This window comes from Pseudarthrobacter defluvii (assembly GCF_030816725.1).
Taxonomy (GTDB): Bacteria; Actinomycetota; Actinomycetes; order Actinomycetales; family Micrococcaceae; genus Arthrobacter; species Arthrobacter defluvii_A.
Map to the genome: position 1 here is coordinate 1 of NZ_JAUSYG010000001.1, position 14,892 is coordinate 14,892.

At 62.2% G+C, this 14,892-nt stretch carries 6 protein-coding genes and 3 rRNA genes; 7 read left to right on the forward strand and 2 right to left on the reverse strand.

The window, feature by feature from the left end; all coding sequences use genetic code 11:
* Window positions 1-249 precede the first annotated feature (249 nt).
* The 7 genes from QF031_RS00005 to QF031_RS00035 all read left to right on the forward strand — a co-directional run bounded on the left by QF031_RS00005 (window position 250) and on the right by QF031_RS00035 (window position 11,659).
* A 16S ribosomal RNA gene (locus tag QF031_RS00005) occupies window positions 250-1,773 on the forward strand.
* 546 nt (window positions 1,774-2,319) lie between these two features.
* A 23S ribosomal RNA gene (locus tag QF031_RS00010) occupies window positions 2,320-5,447 on the forward strand.
* A 170-nt stretch (window positions 5,448-5,617) separates the two neighbouring features.
* Window positions 5,618-5,734: ribosomal RNA gene (gene rrf / locus QF031_RS00015) — 5S ribosomal RNA — on the forward strand.
* Together the 16S, 23S and 5S rRNA genes form the textbook arrangement of a ribosomal RNA operon.
* A gap of 281 nt (window positions 5,735-6,015) precedes the next feature.
* Complete coding sequence (locus tag QF031_RS00020) at window positions 6,016-6,300, forward strand: HU family DNA-binding protein (RefSeq protein ID WP_011693739.1); 285 nt, start codon at window positions 6,016-6,018, stop codon at window positions 6,298-6,300.
* Window positions 6,301-6,422: 122 nt separating this feature from the next.
* Window positions 6,423-8,603: a cytochrome c oxidase assembly protein gene (locus QF031_RS00025; protein WP_307422399.1), complete on the forward strand. Its 2,181-nt coding sequence runs from the start codon at window positions 6,423-6,425 to the stop codon at window positions 8,601-8,603.
* Complete coding sequence (locus QF031_RS00030; protein WP_307422402.1) at window positions 8,603-10,621, forward strand: NHL domain-containing thioredoxin family protein; 2,019 nt, start codon at window positions 8,603-8,605, stop codon at window positions 10,619-10,621. The genes QF031_RS00025 and QF031_RS00030 overlap by 1 nt, the downstream gene beginning before the upstream one ends.
* Before the next feature lie 219 nt (window positions 10,622-10,840).
* Window positions 10,841-11,659, forward strand: coding sequence for a DUF559 domain-containing protein (locus QF031_RS00035; RefSeq protein ID WP_307422405.1), 819 nt, complete (start codon window positions 10,841-10,843; stop codon window positions 11,657-11,659).
* Between the two features lie 128 nt (window positions 11,660-11,787).
* Here QF031_RS00035 and QF031_RS00040 read toward each other — a convergent pair whose 3' ends face one another.
* Both QF031_RS00040 and QF031_RS00045 read right to left on the reverse strand, forming a co-directional pair.
* Entirely contained in the window at window positions 11,788-12,780 is a 993-nt protein-coding gene (locus QF031_RS00040; RefSeq protein WP_307422408.1) for a hypothetical protein, read from the reverse strand.
* 179 nt (window positions 12,781-12,959) lie between these two features.
* Complete coding sequence (locus QF031_RS00045; protein ID WP_307422410.1) at window positions 12,960-14,753, reverse strand: helicase HerA-like domain-containing protein; 1,794 nt, start codon at window positions 14,751-14,753, stop codon at window positions 12,960-12,962.
* Between the last annotated feature and the right edge of the window lie 139 nt (window positions 14,754-14,892).

Here is a 14,892-nt window from a genome sequence, read left to right on the forward strand (position 1 = left end):
GATCGGGTAGGTTTGGAAAGTTGCTCCGGAGCGATCCTGAACGTTGGTTTGGGTGGTGCCGGGTGTGTCTGTTGTTTGAGAACTCAATAGTGTGCCAAGTTTGTTGATACCGATTATGTAATGTGATTGGTTGAATTTGCCGAATCGTGCCGCCCCTGTGGTATTGGTTTGGTGTTTTTGGCTGGTTTCAAATTTTGTGCAGCCTGGTTCCGCGTTATTTCCGTGGTGCTTGGTTGTGTCTGTTTTTCTTCAACGGAGAGTTTGATCCTGGCTCAGGATGAACGCTGGCGGCGTGCTTAACACATGCAAGTCGAACGATGAAACCAGCTTGCTGGTGGATTAGTGGCGAACGGGTGAGTAACACGTGAGTAACCTGCCCTTGACTCTGGGATAAGCCTGGGAAACTGGGTCTAATACCGGATATGACCGACTATCGCATGGTGGTTGGTGGAAAGCTTTTGTGGTTTTGGATGGACTCGCGGCCTATCAGCTTGTTGGTGGGGTAATGGCCTACCAAGGCGACGACGGGTAGCCGGCCTGAGAGGGTGACCGGCCACACTGGGACTGAGACACGGCCCAGACTCCTACGGGAGGCAGCAGTGGGGAATATTGCACAATGGGCGCAAGCCTGATGCAGCGACGCCGCGTGAGGGATGACGGCCTTCGGGTTGTAAACCTCTTTCAGTAGGGAAGAAGCCGCAAGGTGACGGTACCTGCAGAAGAAGCGCCGGCTAACTACGTGCCAGCAGCCGCGGTAATACGTAGGGCGCAAGCGTTATCCGGAATTATTGGGCGTAAAGAGCTCGTAGGCGGTTTGTCGCGTCTGCCGTGAAAGTCCGGGGCTCAACTCCGGATCTGCGGTGGGTACGGGCAGACTAGAGTGATGTAGGGGAGACTGGAATTCCTGGTGTAGCGGTGAAATGCGCAGATATCAGGAGGAACACCGATGGCGAAGGCAGGTCTCTGGGCATTAACTGACGCTGAGGAGCGAAAGCATGGGGAGCGAACAGGATTAGATACCCTGGTAGTCCATGCCGTAAACGTTGGGCACTAGGTGTGGGGGACATTCCACGTTTTCCGCGCCGTAGCTAACGCATTAAGTGCCCCGCCTGGGGAGTACGGCCGCAAGGCTAAAACTCAAAGGAATTGACGGGGGCCCGCACAAGCGGCGGAGCATGCGGATTAATTCGATGCAACGCGAAGAACCTTACCAAGGCTTGACATGAACCGGTAATACCTGGAAACAGGTGCCCCGCTTGCGGTCGGTTTACAGGTGGTGCATGGTTGTCGTCAGCTCGTGTCGTGAGATGTTGGGTTAAGTCCCGCAACGAGCGCAACCCTCGTTCTATGTTGCCAGCACGTGATGGTGGGGACTCATAGGAGACTGCCGGGGTCAACTCGGAGGAAGGTGGGGACGACGTCAAATCATCATGCCCCTTATGTCTTGGGCTTCACGCATGCTACAATGGCCGGTACAAAGGGTTGCGATACTGTGAGGTGGAGCTAATCCCAAAAAGCCGGTCTCAGTTCGGATTGGGGTCTGCAACTCGACCCCATGAAGTCGGAGTCGCTAGTAATCGCAGATCAGCAACGCTGCGGTGAATACGTTCCCGGGCCTTGTACACACCGCCCGTCAAGTCACGAAAGTTGGTAACACCCGAAGCCGGTGGCCTAACCCCTTGTGGGAGGGAGCTGTCGAAGGTGGGACTGGCGATTGGGACTAAGTCGTAACAAGGTAGCCGTACCGGAAGGTGCGGCTGGATCACCTCCTTTCTAAGGAGCACCTACAACCATCCGGCCTGGATGTATGTCCGGGTGTGGGGGTTGTCAGGAAGCAAGCCCGTTGCGCAGGCGATTGTCCTGCGGCGGGTGCTCATGGGTGGAATATCAACAAATAGCGGCTGTTTCTTTCTGCGCTCTTCTCTAGTACGAACCCTGGTGGTTCTGGAACGGTGGGGTGCGGGGTGGGGATGGTTTAGTGTTTGGCACACTGTTGGGTCCTGAGACAACAGGGCCACGGGTTCGCTGTCTGCGCCTTTCGGGGTGTGGGTGGTGTTCTGGTGGGTTTGTTTGTTTCTGGTTTCCCTGCCATGACGGTCCACGCGTGTTGATCCCTTTGGGGGTTTGTGTGTGGGGTGTGTGGTGTGGGGTTGTTGTTTGAGAACTACATAGTGGACGCGAGCATCTTGTATAAGAAGCAATTTCCAAGATATATGAACCTGGATCTGGCTGCGCGTGGTGGTGCTGCTCCTTTGTGGGTGGTGTTGATTGTGCGTGGTTGGTTTCTGTGGTTCTCTCGAAAATGTTTTTGATCTTTGTGGTCAAGTTTTTAAGAGCACACGGTGGATGCCTTGGCATTAGGAGCCGAAGAAGGACGTAGGAATCTGCGATAAGCCTGGGGGAGTCGATAACCGGACTGTGATCCCAGGGTGTCCGAATGGGGAAACCCCGTCAAGCGCGCGAGTGACTTGGTGACCCGTACCTGAACACATAGGGTGCGTGGGGGGAACGCGGGGAAGTGAAACATCTCAGTACCCGCAGGAAGAGAAAACAATAGTGATTCCGTTAGTAGTGGCGAGCGAACGCGGATCAGGCTAAACCGTTCCATGTGTGATAGCCGGCGGGCGTTGCATGGTCGGGGTTGTGGGACTTTCCATACCAGTTCTGCCGGGCTGGTGGGGTGTGATGTGCGCGCATAGGTGAACGGTTTTGAAAGGCCGGCCAGAGAGGGTGTTAGTCCCGTAACCGTAATGTGTAGCACCGCCTGTGTGAGTATCCCAAGTAGTACGGGGCCCGAGAAATCCCGTGCGAATCTGTCAGGACCACCTGATAAGCCTAAATACTCCCTAATGACCGATAGCGGACCAGTACCGTGAGGGAAAGGTGAAAAGTACCCCGGGAGGGGAGTGAAACAGTACCTGAAACCGTGTGCTTACAATCCGTCGGAGCAACCTTGTAGTTGTGACGGCGTGCCTTTTGAAGAATGAGCCTGCGAGTTAGTGTTACGTCGCGAGGTTAACCCGTGTGGGGCAGCCGTAGCGAAAGCGAGTCTGAATAGGGCGTGTGAGTGGCGTGATCTAGACCCGAAGCGAAGTGATCTACCCATGGCCAGGTTGAAGCGACGGTAAGACGTCGTGGAGGACCGAACCCACTTCAGTTGAAAATGGAGGGGATGAGCTGTGGGTAGGGGTGAAAGGCCAATCAAACTTCGTGATAGCTGGTTCTCCCCGAAATGCATTTAGGTGCAGCGTTGCGTGTTTCTTGCTGGAGGTAGAGCTACTGGATGGCTAATGGGCCCTACAAGGTTACTGACGTCAGCCAAACTCCGAATGCCGGTAAGTGAGAGCGCAGCAGTGAGACTGTGGGGGATAAGCTTCATAGTCGAGAGGGAAACAGCCCAGACCACCAACTAAGGCCCCTAAGCGTGTGCTAAGTGGGAAAGGATGTGGAGTTGCGAAGACAACCAGGAGGTTGGCTTAGAAGCAGCCACCCTTAAAAGAGTGCGTAATAGCTCACTGGTCAAGTGATTCCGCGCCGACAATGTAGCGGGGCTCAAGTACACCGCCGAAGTTGTGGCATTCACATATTCTCCAAGCCTTCGTGGTTCAGGAGTGTGGATGGGTAGGGGAGCGTCGTGTGGGCGGTGAAGTCGCGGTGTAAACCAGCGGTGGAGCCTACACGAGTGAGAATGCAGGCATGAGTAGCGAAAGACGGGTGAGAAACCCGTCCGCCGAATGATCAAGGGTTCCAGGGTCAAGCTAATCTGCCCTGGGTAAGTCGGGACCTAAGGCGAGGCCGACAGGCGTAGTCGATGGACAACGGGTTGATATTCCCGTACCGGCGAAAAACCGCCCATGCTGAGCGGGGGATACTAACTGCCCGAAACCTGCCCGACACCCCTTGTGGGTGAAGGGTTTTGGTGGAGCGCAGGACCTGATCCCGGGAGGCAAGCGTATTAACAGGTGTGACGCAGGAAGGTAGCCGAGCCGGGCGATGGTTGTCCCGGTCTAAGGATGTAGGGCGAGTGGTAGGCAAATCCGCCACTCACATAGCCTGAGATCTGATGGGACCCCCGTTTGGGGGGATTTGGTGATCCTATGCTGCCGAGAAAAGCATCGACGCGAGGTTTTAGCCGCCCGTACCCCAAACCGACACAGGTGATCAGGTAGAGAATACCAAGGCGATCGAGAGAATTATGGTTAAGGAACTCGGCAAAATGCCCCCGTAACTTCGGGAGAAGGGGGGCCCCAACCTTGAACACCACATCGCTGGTGGGAGGGGATCGGGGCCGCAGAGACCAGGGGGAAGCGACTGTTTACTAAAAACACAGGTCCGTGCGAAGTCGCAAGACGATGTATACGGACTGACTCCTGCCCGGTGCTGGAAGGTTAAGAGGACCGGTTAGCCGCAAGGCGAAGCTGAGAATTTAAGCCCCAGTAAACGGCGGTGGTAACTATAACCATCCTAAGGTAGCGAAATTCCTTGTCGGGTAAGTTCCGACCTGCACGAATGGAGTAACGACTTCCCCGCTGTCTCAACCATAAACTCGGCGAAATTGCAGTACGAGTAAAGATGCTCGTTACGCGCAGCAGGACGGAAAGACCCCGAGACCTTTACTATAGTTTGGTATTGGTGTTCGGAGTGGCTTGTGTAGGATAGGTGGGAGACGTTGAAGCCCGGACGCCAGTTCGGGTGGAGTCATCGTTGAAATACCACTCTGGTCACTTTGGACATCTAACTTCGGCCCGTAATCCGGGTCAGGGACAGTGCCTGATGGGTAGTTTAACTGGGGCGGTTGCCTCCTAAAAAGTAACGGAGGCGCCCAAAGGTTCCCTCAGCCTGGTTGGCAATCAGGTGTCGAGTGTAAGTGCACAAGGGAGCTTGACTGTGAGAGAGACATCTCGAGCAGGGACGAAAGTCGGGACTAGTGATCCGGCGGTACATTGTGGAATGGCCGTCGCTCAACGGATAAAAGGTACCTCGGGGATAACAGGCTGATCTTGCCCAAGAGTCCATATCGACGGCATGGTTTGGCACCTCGATGTCGGCTCGTCGCATCCTGGGGCTGGAGTAGGTCCCAAGGGTTGGGCTGTTCGCCCATTAAAGCGGTACGCGAGCTGGGTTTAGAACGTCGTGAGACAGTTCGGTCCCTATCCGCTGCGCGCGCAGGAAATTTGAGAAGGGCTGTCCTTAGTACGAGAGGACCGGGACGGACGAACCTCTGGTGTGTCAGTTGTACTGCCAAGTGCACCGCTGATTAGCTACGTTCGGATGGGATAACCGCTGAAAGCATCTAAGCGGGAAGCTCGCTTCAAGATGAGATTTCCATACACATTTATGTGTGAGAGGCCCCCAGCCAGACCACTGGGTTGATAGGCCGGATGTGGAAGCGAGGACTAACGACTCGTGAAGCTGACCGGTACTAATAGGCCAACAACTTACACCACACAGAAACATACAAATTCTGCTTGCGTCCACTATGTGGTTCCCAACCAACAACCCCCGCAACACACGGGTTGCACAGGGAACCAACACAACTGAATACAACACCACATGTTGTAACCACAGTCTTCCCACCCCCAAAGCAACACCAACGCGGGGGAGCGGGTGAAAGGGTTACGGCGGTCATAGCGTGGGGGAAACGCCCGGTCCCATTCCGAACCCGGAAGCTAAGACCCACAGCGCCGATGGTACTGCACCCGGGAGGGTGTGGGAGAGTAGGTCACCGCCGGAACAATCATTGAGGTCGAGGCCCCAACCACACGGTTGGGGCCTCCCACATTTAACACACACCGCAGCGGGACCTGCTGGAGCGCCGCGGGAAATCGGGCCAGAAGTGGCGGACGGCACCGTAGGCGTCGAAAATACCCGAAGAATCGGTGATTAACCTCAAAAAGTCCCGGAAACACGCGGAATTTGCGGACCGGAACGGCCCAAGCTGGTAAGTTTTCGGACAGTGGCTTGTGCGCATGCCGCGTGCAGGCTCCAGAATCAGAACCGTCCAGGAGGACATAAATGGCTAAGAACCGTAGTGAACTTGTTGCAGAGGTAGCAGGCAAGGCCGGCACCAGCCAGGCTGCCGTGAACTCCGTCCTCGATGCACTGTTCGAGGTTTTCGAGACTTCTGTCGCCGCGGGCGAGAAGATCACCATCCCCGGCTGGCTCGCTGTTGAGCGCACCGACCGTGCAGCTCGCACCGGCCGCAACCCGCAGACCGGCGAGACCATCCAGATCGCAGCAGGCCACAGCGTCAAGCTGACCGCCGGCTCCAAGCTGAAGGCTGCTGTCTCCAAGAAGTAGAACCTGCCCTGCTGGCGCGCATCGCCGGCCGGAAAGGAGCGGCAACCTTCTGGTTGCCGCTCCTTGCGTTTAAGGGCATTCAGCCCGGATTCGCGGCCTGGGCAGCCGTGGCGGACAATGGAATGGTGTCTTCTGCCGCAAAACCACGTTCCACCCCTCCCCAGACCGATCCCGGCAAGGGATCTGTGGTCCGGGATGCCGGAACCCGGGGGATCACGCTGCCCTGGCAGCTTGCCGGCTTGGCGGCGCTCTTCCTTGGCCTCGCGGCGGCCCTGATCTTCTCCGGTGCCGCTGCTGCCCGCAGCGTCGCCGACCCCGGCGCCCTGGTGCGGTGGGGCCTGCCCGTCAGCAAGGCAATCCACAACGTATCGTTGGCGACCGTCGTCGGGGGGCTGATCTTCGCCGTCGGCATCCTGCCCAAGAACCTCAACGCCCGGAGCCGTGGCCCCCGCGGCCGCGATGCGGAAGGGCCCAGGGGCGGCAGCGAAGCGCCCGAACATCCCGCCTTCACACGCGCGCTGGCCATAGCAGCCGTCGCGGGCGCTGTGTGGACGCTGTCCGCCATCGCGGTCCTGGTACTCACGTACGGCGACGTAGCCGGGCAGGGATTGTCCGGCGACCCTGCCTTCACCCAGGCGCTGGTGTACTTCATGACGGACATCGAAACGGGCCGTGCCTGGCTCGCCGTCATCATCATTGCCGCAGTGGTGACCACCGCGCTGTTTGGGGTCCGGTCCCTGGGCGGGCTGGCGCTCACCCTGATCCTTGCGCTGATCGGCCTGGTACCCACTGCCCTGATCGGACACTCGTCAAGCTCCTCGGACCATGAAGGCGCCATCAACTCGCTCGGCCTGCACCTCGTGGGCGTGACCACCTGGGTCGGCGGCATCATCATCCTGGCCCTGCTGTCGGGGATCCTGACCGGTACCAAGCCCGGGGCAGCAACAGACATCACCGAACCCACGCTGCGCCGGTTCTCCAGCCTCGCCGGGTTCGCCTTCGTGCTGGTCTTCGCCTCAGGCGTCATCAATGCCAGCATCCGCGTCACCAACTGGTCCGATCTCTTCGGCTCCGCCTACGGACAGCTGATCCTGGCCAAGACCGCCGCCGCCGTGGTGCTGGGCGGCATCGGCTTCATGCACCGGCAATGGGTCATCCCGCAGCTGGGGCGCAAGGGCTCCACCCTGTCTTCCAGGCGCGTCCTGTGGCAGCTGATCGTGGCCGAGCTCCTGGTCATGGGCGCCACATCCGGCATCGCCGTGGCACTGGGCCGCTCCGCCCCGCCGCAGCCGACGGAACTGGCTCCCAACGCGTCCCCCGCCTTCATCCTCAGCGGCTACGAGCTGCCGCCGGAACTCACGCCGGAGCGCTGGCTCACGGAATGGCGCCTTGACTGGATCTGGGTTGGCGTGGCCCTCTTCGGCCTGGTGACCTACTTTATGGGGGTTGCGAAGATCCGCCGCCGGGGCGACTCCTGGCAGTGGTTCCGGTCCGTGAACTGGGTCATCGGCCTGGTGGTGCTGACGTACATTACGTCCGGGCCGCCGTCGGTCTACGGCCGCATCCTGTTCTCCGCACACATGGTGGACCATATGGCCCTGACCATGGTCGCGCCGATCTTCCTGGTGCTGGGCGCGCCGGCGACCCTGGCGCTGCGTGCCCTGCCGGCCCGCGGTGACGGCTCACGCGGGATTCGCGAATGGCTCCTGGTCTTCGTGCATTCGAAGTTCTCGCAGCTGGTTACCCACCCGCTGTTCGCTGCGGCCAACTTTGCCGGCTCCATCATCCTGTTCTACTACTCGGACCTGTTCGGTTTCGCCATGCGCGAGCACGTGGGCCACGAACTGATGAACCTGCACTTCCTGCTCACTGGATACATCTTCGTGCTGAGCATGATCGGCACCGACCCGCTGCCGCGCCGGGCCCCGTACCCCATGCGGCTGGTCCTGCTCCTGGCCACCATGGGCTTCCACGCCTTCTTCGGTGTGTCCATCATGGGCGGCACCGGCCTGATGGCAGCGGACTACTTCGGCAACCTGGGCCGTGCCTGGGGACCCTCGGCCCTCGAGGACCAGCAGGCAGGCGGCGCTGTGGCATGGGGCATCGGTGAGGTGCCAACACTCCTGGTGGCGATCGGCGTCGCCATCATGTGGTCCAGGTCCGACCAGCGGGAGACCAAACGGGTGGACCGCGCGGCGGACAGGAATAACGACGCCGATCTAACCGCTTACAACGATATGTTTGCCAAATTGGCCGAACGCGACGCCAGGCTGGCTGAACGCAACAAGCTGGAAGGACGCTGATGAGCGAAACCGTACGCACCCATGCCCGGGTCCGGGCCTCCGAACTGGTGGGCCGCAACTGGTTGAACACCGGCGGCAAGAGCCTGGACCTCGAAGCCCTGCGCGGCAAGATCGTGCTGCTCGATTTCTGGACCTTCTGCTGCATCAACTGCCTGCACGTCCTGGATGAGCTGCGGCCGCTGGAGCAGCAGTACTCGGACGTGCTGGTTACCGTGGGCGTCCACTCGCCCAAGTTCGAGCACGAAGCGGACCCGGTGGCCCTCGCCGCGGCCGTGGAGCGCTACGAGATCCACCACCCTGTGCTGGACGACCCCGAGCTGGACACCTGGAAGGCGTACACCGCCCGTGCGTGGCCCACGCTGGTGGTCATCGACCCCGAGGGCTACATCGTGGCGCACCTTTCCGGAGAAGGCCACGCGGGCGGGCTCGCAGTGCTGATCCCCGAACTGATCGCCGAGCACGAGGCCAAGGGCACCCTGCACCGCGGCTCCGGCCCCTACGTGGCACCCGAAGCAACTTCCGGCACCCTGCGCTTCCCCGGCAAAGCGCTGTTCCTCCCGCCGGGACGCGGGTCCACGGCTGGAACGGCCGACGGCGGCACGCCAGCAGGTGCCGCGGCCTCCGATGCTGCGGACAAGGGGTCCTGGCTGGTCACCGACACCGGCCACCACCGCCTGGTGGAACTCGGTACCGACTTCGAAACCGTCCTGGCGACGTTCGGCTCGGGTACCAAGGGCTACGCCGACGGTCCCGCCGCTGGGGATACCGCCAGCGCCCAGTTCAATGAGCCCCAGGGCCTGGTCCTGCTGCCGGAAGATGTGGCAGCCAAGGCGGGCTACGACGTCGTGATTGCAGACTCAGTGAACCACCGCTTGCGGGGACTCTCGCTCACGGACGGGAAGGCCTCCACCCTTGCAGGCAACAGCATCCAGCGCCTGCTCGAAACAGGGCCAGCCCGCGTGGACGAGGAAGGGGCCGGCTTCAGCGGCTCGCTGGGCAACGACCCGCTGGACGTTGCGCTGAGCTCGCCGTGGGATGTGGTGTGGTCGCGCAAGCTCAATGCGGTGGTGGTGGCCATGGCCGGCACGCACCAGATCTTCAGCTTTGACCCTGTCACCGGCGCCGTCTCGATCATCGCGGGCAACGGCCTGGAAGGGCTCCTGGATGGACCCGCCCACGAGTCCTGGTTCGCCCAGTCCTCCGGCCTGGCCGAGGATGCGGACGGCAACATCTGGGTGGCGGACTCCGAAACGTCGGCGCTCCGCAAGCTGGTTATCGGCGACGATGCGTCCATCACCGTGGAGTCCGCCGTGGGCAAGGGCCTGTTCGACTTCGGCTTCCGGGACGGCCCCGCCGCCGAAGCACGGCTGCAGCACCCGCTCGGTGTGACCATCCTGCCCGACGGCTCCGTGGCGATCGCAGACACGTACAACGGAGCCGTACGCCGCTACGACCCCGCAACCGGTACCGTGTCGACGCTGGCCCGGGGACTTGCCGAGCCCTCCGACGTGATCGTGGACCACACCCAGTCCGCCGGTTCCGAGCCGCTGCTGGTGGTGGTCGAGGCGAACAAGCACCAGCTGGTGTACGTGCCCATCCCCAAGGAAGCGCAGCAGGTGGATGAGGGCGCGTCCCAGACCCACCGGCCCAAGAGCCCCGTGGCGCCCGGCACGCTGGATCTGACCGTCCGCTTCACAGCGCCCACCGGGCAGAAGCTCGATGACCGCTGGGGCGACCCCACGCAGCTGAAGATCTCCTCCACCCCGCCGGAGCTGCTGGTGTCCGGCGGTGGAACCTCGGTGGGGCTGCTGCGGACGCTTGAGTTGTCCCCGGATGTTCCCGAGGGCGTGCTGCACATTACCGCCCGCGCGGCTGCCTGTGACGGTCCGGAAACCGAGGACGGCGAGATCCCGGACCACGCCGCGTGCCACCTCTACCAGCAGGACTGGGGCATCCCGGTGGTCCTGCAGACCGACGGCGACACCGAGCTGGTCCTGGACCTCCGCGGGATGGACTGACCCGGCGCGGGTCCTGCCGAAAAGGCTGCTTCCCGTGACTTCGCGTCACGGGAAGCAGCCTTTCGCGTCTCCGGCCCGGCAGCGGCCCTGGAATTCCGGGCATCAAATTCTTTGTGAGCCCCGAAAGCGTGCTCCGCGTGATGCCGCCAAGGTTCTCAATTGTCCACATAACCCCATCACAGGCTGCAGCAAGGGCACTGGACCGGCCAGCATGGCCGGATGGATGTCCTTAAGGCCCTGGAAGTTTGCGGCGGAGCTGCACGGAGGCCTGCACTGGCCCGGCTCGGTGTGGACGATGCTGCCCTCCGGCGTGCAGTTCGGGCAGGCGTGCTGCAGCCCGACCGCGGGCTTTACGCGCTTCCGACGGCGTCTCCGGACCTGGTTGCCGTGCTGCGGAACCGGGAACTGCTGACGTGCGCAAGCGCCGCGACTGCTTACGATCTGTGGTCCCTGCCTTCTGACGGGCGGCGCCACGTTTACCACCGCCGGCAGGAGGTGGTTTCCATTGACGGCGTCCACCACGCCGGGCTCCTGCTCCCGCCTTCACGGATCCAGCCGGTGGCCGCCTTGGCAGATGTCTTGATCCATGCCCTGCGGTGCCTGTCCTTCGCGGAGTCTCTGGTCATGGTGGAATGCGCTGTTTCCCGCGGGGAGATGACCGTCAATTTCCTGCGTCAGCGGTTGCCTGGAAAGCGGAACGGGAAGGCCAGGGCTGTCCTTGAGTGGGTGGACACGGGGGCGGACTCGCTGCTTGAGACTTTGGCCCGGACATATTTCCAGCAGGAAGGCATCCACGTCGAGTCACAGGTGTACCTGGAACGTGTTGGGTACGTTGATCTGCTGCTGGACGGGTGGCTGGTGGTGGAGCTTGACGGAAGGCATCACGCGGAGTGGAAGCAGGTCCAGAAGGACCACCGCCGGAACAACGAATCAGTCCTTCAGGGTTATACGGCCCTCCGCTACTACTACGCCGATGTGGTGTACCGGCCGCAGGACATGGTCCAGCAGGTGCTTGCCGTTCTGAAGAGGCGGCGGTAGCTGGGATCGCGTCACGTGGAGCACGTTTTCACACTCCCGGAACCGGATTCGCCCCGGGAAATCAAGGGCTGCGGCGTCCAGTGCTGCTGAAAGCATGCCGTGCGTGACGCGCGCGGCAGACCCCGGGCCTAGAAGCTCAGCTGCGGGGTCACCTTGACCGTGTCACCGGCGACGTCCAGGCGGGTGGTGAAGCTGAAGTCCACCTCCGCGTCCAGCGGGTACCAGGCCCCCGTGAACGAGTTCTGCTGCAGCGCCTCTACTTTGGCCTTGCCGTCCAGCGGTGCCACCACCCAGCGGCCGTCGAACGGTTCCACCGAGACATTCGGGTATTCCGTGACGCTCCAGCGGATGCTGCCGTCCTGGACCCGGTTGTTGCTGGCGTAATAGAAGGGGCAGTCCGGCTGGAGCTTCTGCTCCTTCACGGCCTCCGCCGCGCAGCCGTCCAGGAACTCCCGGACCTTCGCGGCAACGTCGCCTTTCAGCTTGTCCGTTGCCTGGGTCAGCAGGTTAAGCGGGGCCACGGGGGCGTCCTTCGCGGTGACCGTGGCACGGGTGGCCGGAGCCGAGAAGTACTGCCCGTCCAGCGAGGCCTCGTACTCCCCGGGATAGAACACGGCAAAGGAGTTGCGGCCGTTGGGCATGTTCACCGGAACACCGTTGACCACGGCCTCATTGCCGTTGACCACGGTGATGTCCACCGTGGGCAACCGCGACGGAACGAACGCCCAGGTGTTGAAGAACAGCCATTCGGTACCGGTCTTCTGGAGCAGGAACTCCGTCTGCAGCCGGCTCCCGTCGATCGTGTACTCCATGGGCACCATCACCTGGTTGCCCGGCCGTTCCTGCGGGTCCCCGATACTGATGTTGGAGAGCCGGGAGGCAGACGTCTGCAGCCCGGGACCATCCAGCATGGCCGCGTTGCTGGGCGGAACGGCGGCCTTCAGGAGCCCCAGCGCACGCCCGCCGTCTCCGCTCTTCAGCGCGTCCAGGTACTCCCGGACCGGCTGCTGCGGGCTGGCCACGGTGTTGTTCACGACGTTGATGGCCACAATGGCTCCGGCGACGGCAAGCATGAGGCCCAGCAGCCAACCGGCCGCGATCCTCACCAACGCTTGACTCATCTGCACGTTCTACACAGTAACGTCAGTGCGGACGCACTCTAAAGTTGGTGTCCCCCTAATCCGTCGGGCAGCACCTACGTAACGCACGACGACGGGCGGCCGTCAGCGCGTCAACAGGAGCCTTGGGCACGGCTCAGGAAACCAGGTGCAGGCTTACCGGACTGGGTAAAGCACCGGGCTCAGCGGCGACGGCGCCGGGACGACGTGCCGAACACTCCGCGGAGCAGTTCGCGTCCCAGCTGCGTGCCCATGGACCGCGCCATGCTCTTCAGTCCGCCGCCCAGGGCACCACCAAGAACCCCGCCGAGGTCGCCCATCATGCCGCCCGTTTGCGGCTCCGGCTGGCGGGGCTGCGCCTGCCGGGTACGGGGCGCCTTGGCACGGGTCCTGGACGCACGTGGTTCAGACTCCCGCGGTTCGCTGTACTGTGCTTCGTCGAATTGCGGCTCACTGTATTGGGGTTCAGGGGCCTGCGCGGGCCTGCTGCTGGGCCGGCCCAGGATCTCCTCCTCGATCCGCCGCGCCTCAGCGTCCACGTCGTAGTTCCCTGCAGAAGCGGGACCGCCGGCGGCCGGACCACCGGCAGCAGGCTCAGGCACCGCCGGGCCCGTGGGCGCGGCAGCCTTGCCGGTGAGCTTCTCAAACGCGGACGGGTTGTCCACCGCCGTCCCGTATTTCCCCAGCAGTGCAGAACCCGCCACCGTGCTGCGGACCAGTGCCTCCTCGCTGGGACCCATGACGGATTCCGGGGCCCGTAGCCGGGTGAGCGCCACCGGGGTGGGTGCACCCTTCTCGTTCATGACGGTAATAACGGCCTCGCCAATCCCCGCGGAGGTCAGGGTCTCCTCGAGGTCATAGTCGCTGAGGGGGAAGGTGGACACCGTGGCCTTGAGTGCCTTGGCGTCCTCGGGGGTGAACGCGCGGAGGGCGTGCTGCACCCGGTTGGCCAGCTGGCCCAGGACATCGGCGGGGACATCCTTGGGTGTCTGGGTGACGAAGAAGATGCCCACGCCCTTGGACCGGATCAGCCGGACCGTGGTGGTGATGGCGTCCAGGAAGGCTTTGCTGGCGCCGTTGAACAGCAGGTGGGCTTCGTCGAGGAAGAACACCAGCTTAGGCTTGTCCAGGTCGCCGGCCTCGGGGAGGTCCTCGAACAGGTCTGCCAGCAGCCACATCAGGAAGGTGGAGAACAGCATGGGCTTGGTCTGCAGGGTGGGCAGCTCCAGGCAGGTGACCACGCCGCGGCCGTCCGGGGCAGTGCGCAGCAGCTCTGCGGTATCGAACTCCGGCTCACCGAAGAACTTCTCCAGGCCCTGCGCCTCCAGGTTCACGATCTCCCGCAGGATCACGCCGGCGGTGGCCTTGGACAGTCCACCGAGTTCCTCGAGCTTGTCCTTGCCCTCGTCCGAGGTGAGGAACTGGATGACCGCCCGCAGGTCCTTGAGGTCGATCAGCTCCAGGCCGTTCTTGTCCGCAAAGTAGAACACCAGCTGCAGGCTGGACTCCTGCGTGTCATTCAGCTCCATGATCCGCGAGAGCAGGATGGGCCCGAACGAGGTCACCGTGGCGCGGACCGGGACGCCGTTGCCGTCGCCGCCGAGCGCCAGGAATTCCACGGGGAACGTCTTTCCCGCCCATGCCTGGCCAATGCTGTCCGTGCGGGCCCTGAGCTTGTCGCTGCCGGCGGCGGCCGTCGCCAGGCCGGACAGGTCGCCTTTGATGTCGGCCAGGAAGACGGGGACGCCGGCGGTGGACAGCTGCTCCGCCATCATATGCAGCGTGACGGTCTTGCCGGTACCGGTGGCGCCGGCCACCAACCCGTGCCGGTTCATCATGGCCAGCGGCAGCCTGACCGGGGCGTCCTTGTGGAGCTCGCCGTCGATGATGGCGGCACCCAACTCGATGGTGGCACCTTCCAGCGTGTAGCCCTTCTGGATGGTGGCAAGCTTCTCTGCTGTGGTTTTGGTGGCCATGGCGTTAGCTTAGCGGCGGCCGCCCCTTCTGCCGGGAGACAGGACCATCAATTCTTCGGCAGGTCTTTGGTGAAAGCCAGCGGCCCGGTATTTTCCAGATCTGCTTTTGATAGGTCTTGTGGCGGGGGTAGGTCACCAT

Bases quoted from the DNA above. Each gene is read 5' to 3' on its own strand.
- QF031_RS00020 (WP_011693739.1), top strand. From the start codon at position 6,016: ATGGCTAAGAACCGTAGTGAACTTGTTGCAGAGGTAGCAGGCAAGGCC.
- QF031_RS00025 (WP_307422399.1), top strand. From the start codon at position 6,423: ATGGTGTCTTCTGCCGCAAAACCACGTTCCACCCCTCCCCAGACCGAT.
- QF031_RS00030 (WP_307422402.1), top strand. From the start codon at position 8,603: ATGAGCGAAACCGTACGCACCCATGCCCGGGTCCGGGCCTCCGAACTG.
- QF031_RS00035 (WP_307422405.1), top strand. From the start codon at position 10,841: ATGGATGTCCTTAAGGCCCTGGAAGTTTGCGGCGGAGCTGCACGGAGG.
- QF031_RS00040 (WP_307422408.1), bottom strand. From the start codon at position 12,780: ATGAGTCAAGCGTTGGTGAGGATCGCGGCCGGTTGGCTGCTGGGCCTC.
- QF031_RS00045 (WP_307422410.1), bottom strand. From the start codon at position 14,753: ATGGCCACCAAAACCACAGCAGAGAAGCTTGCCACCATCCAGAAGGGC.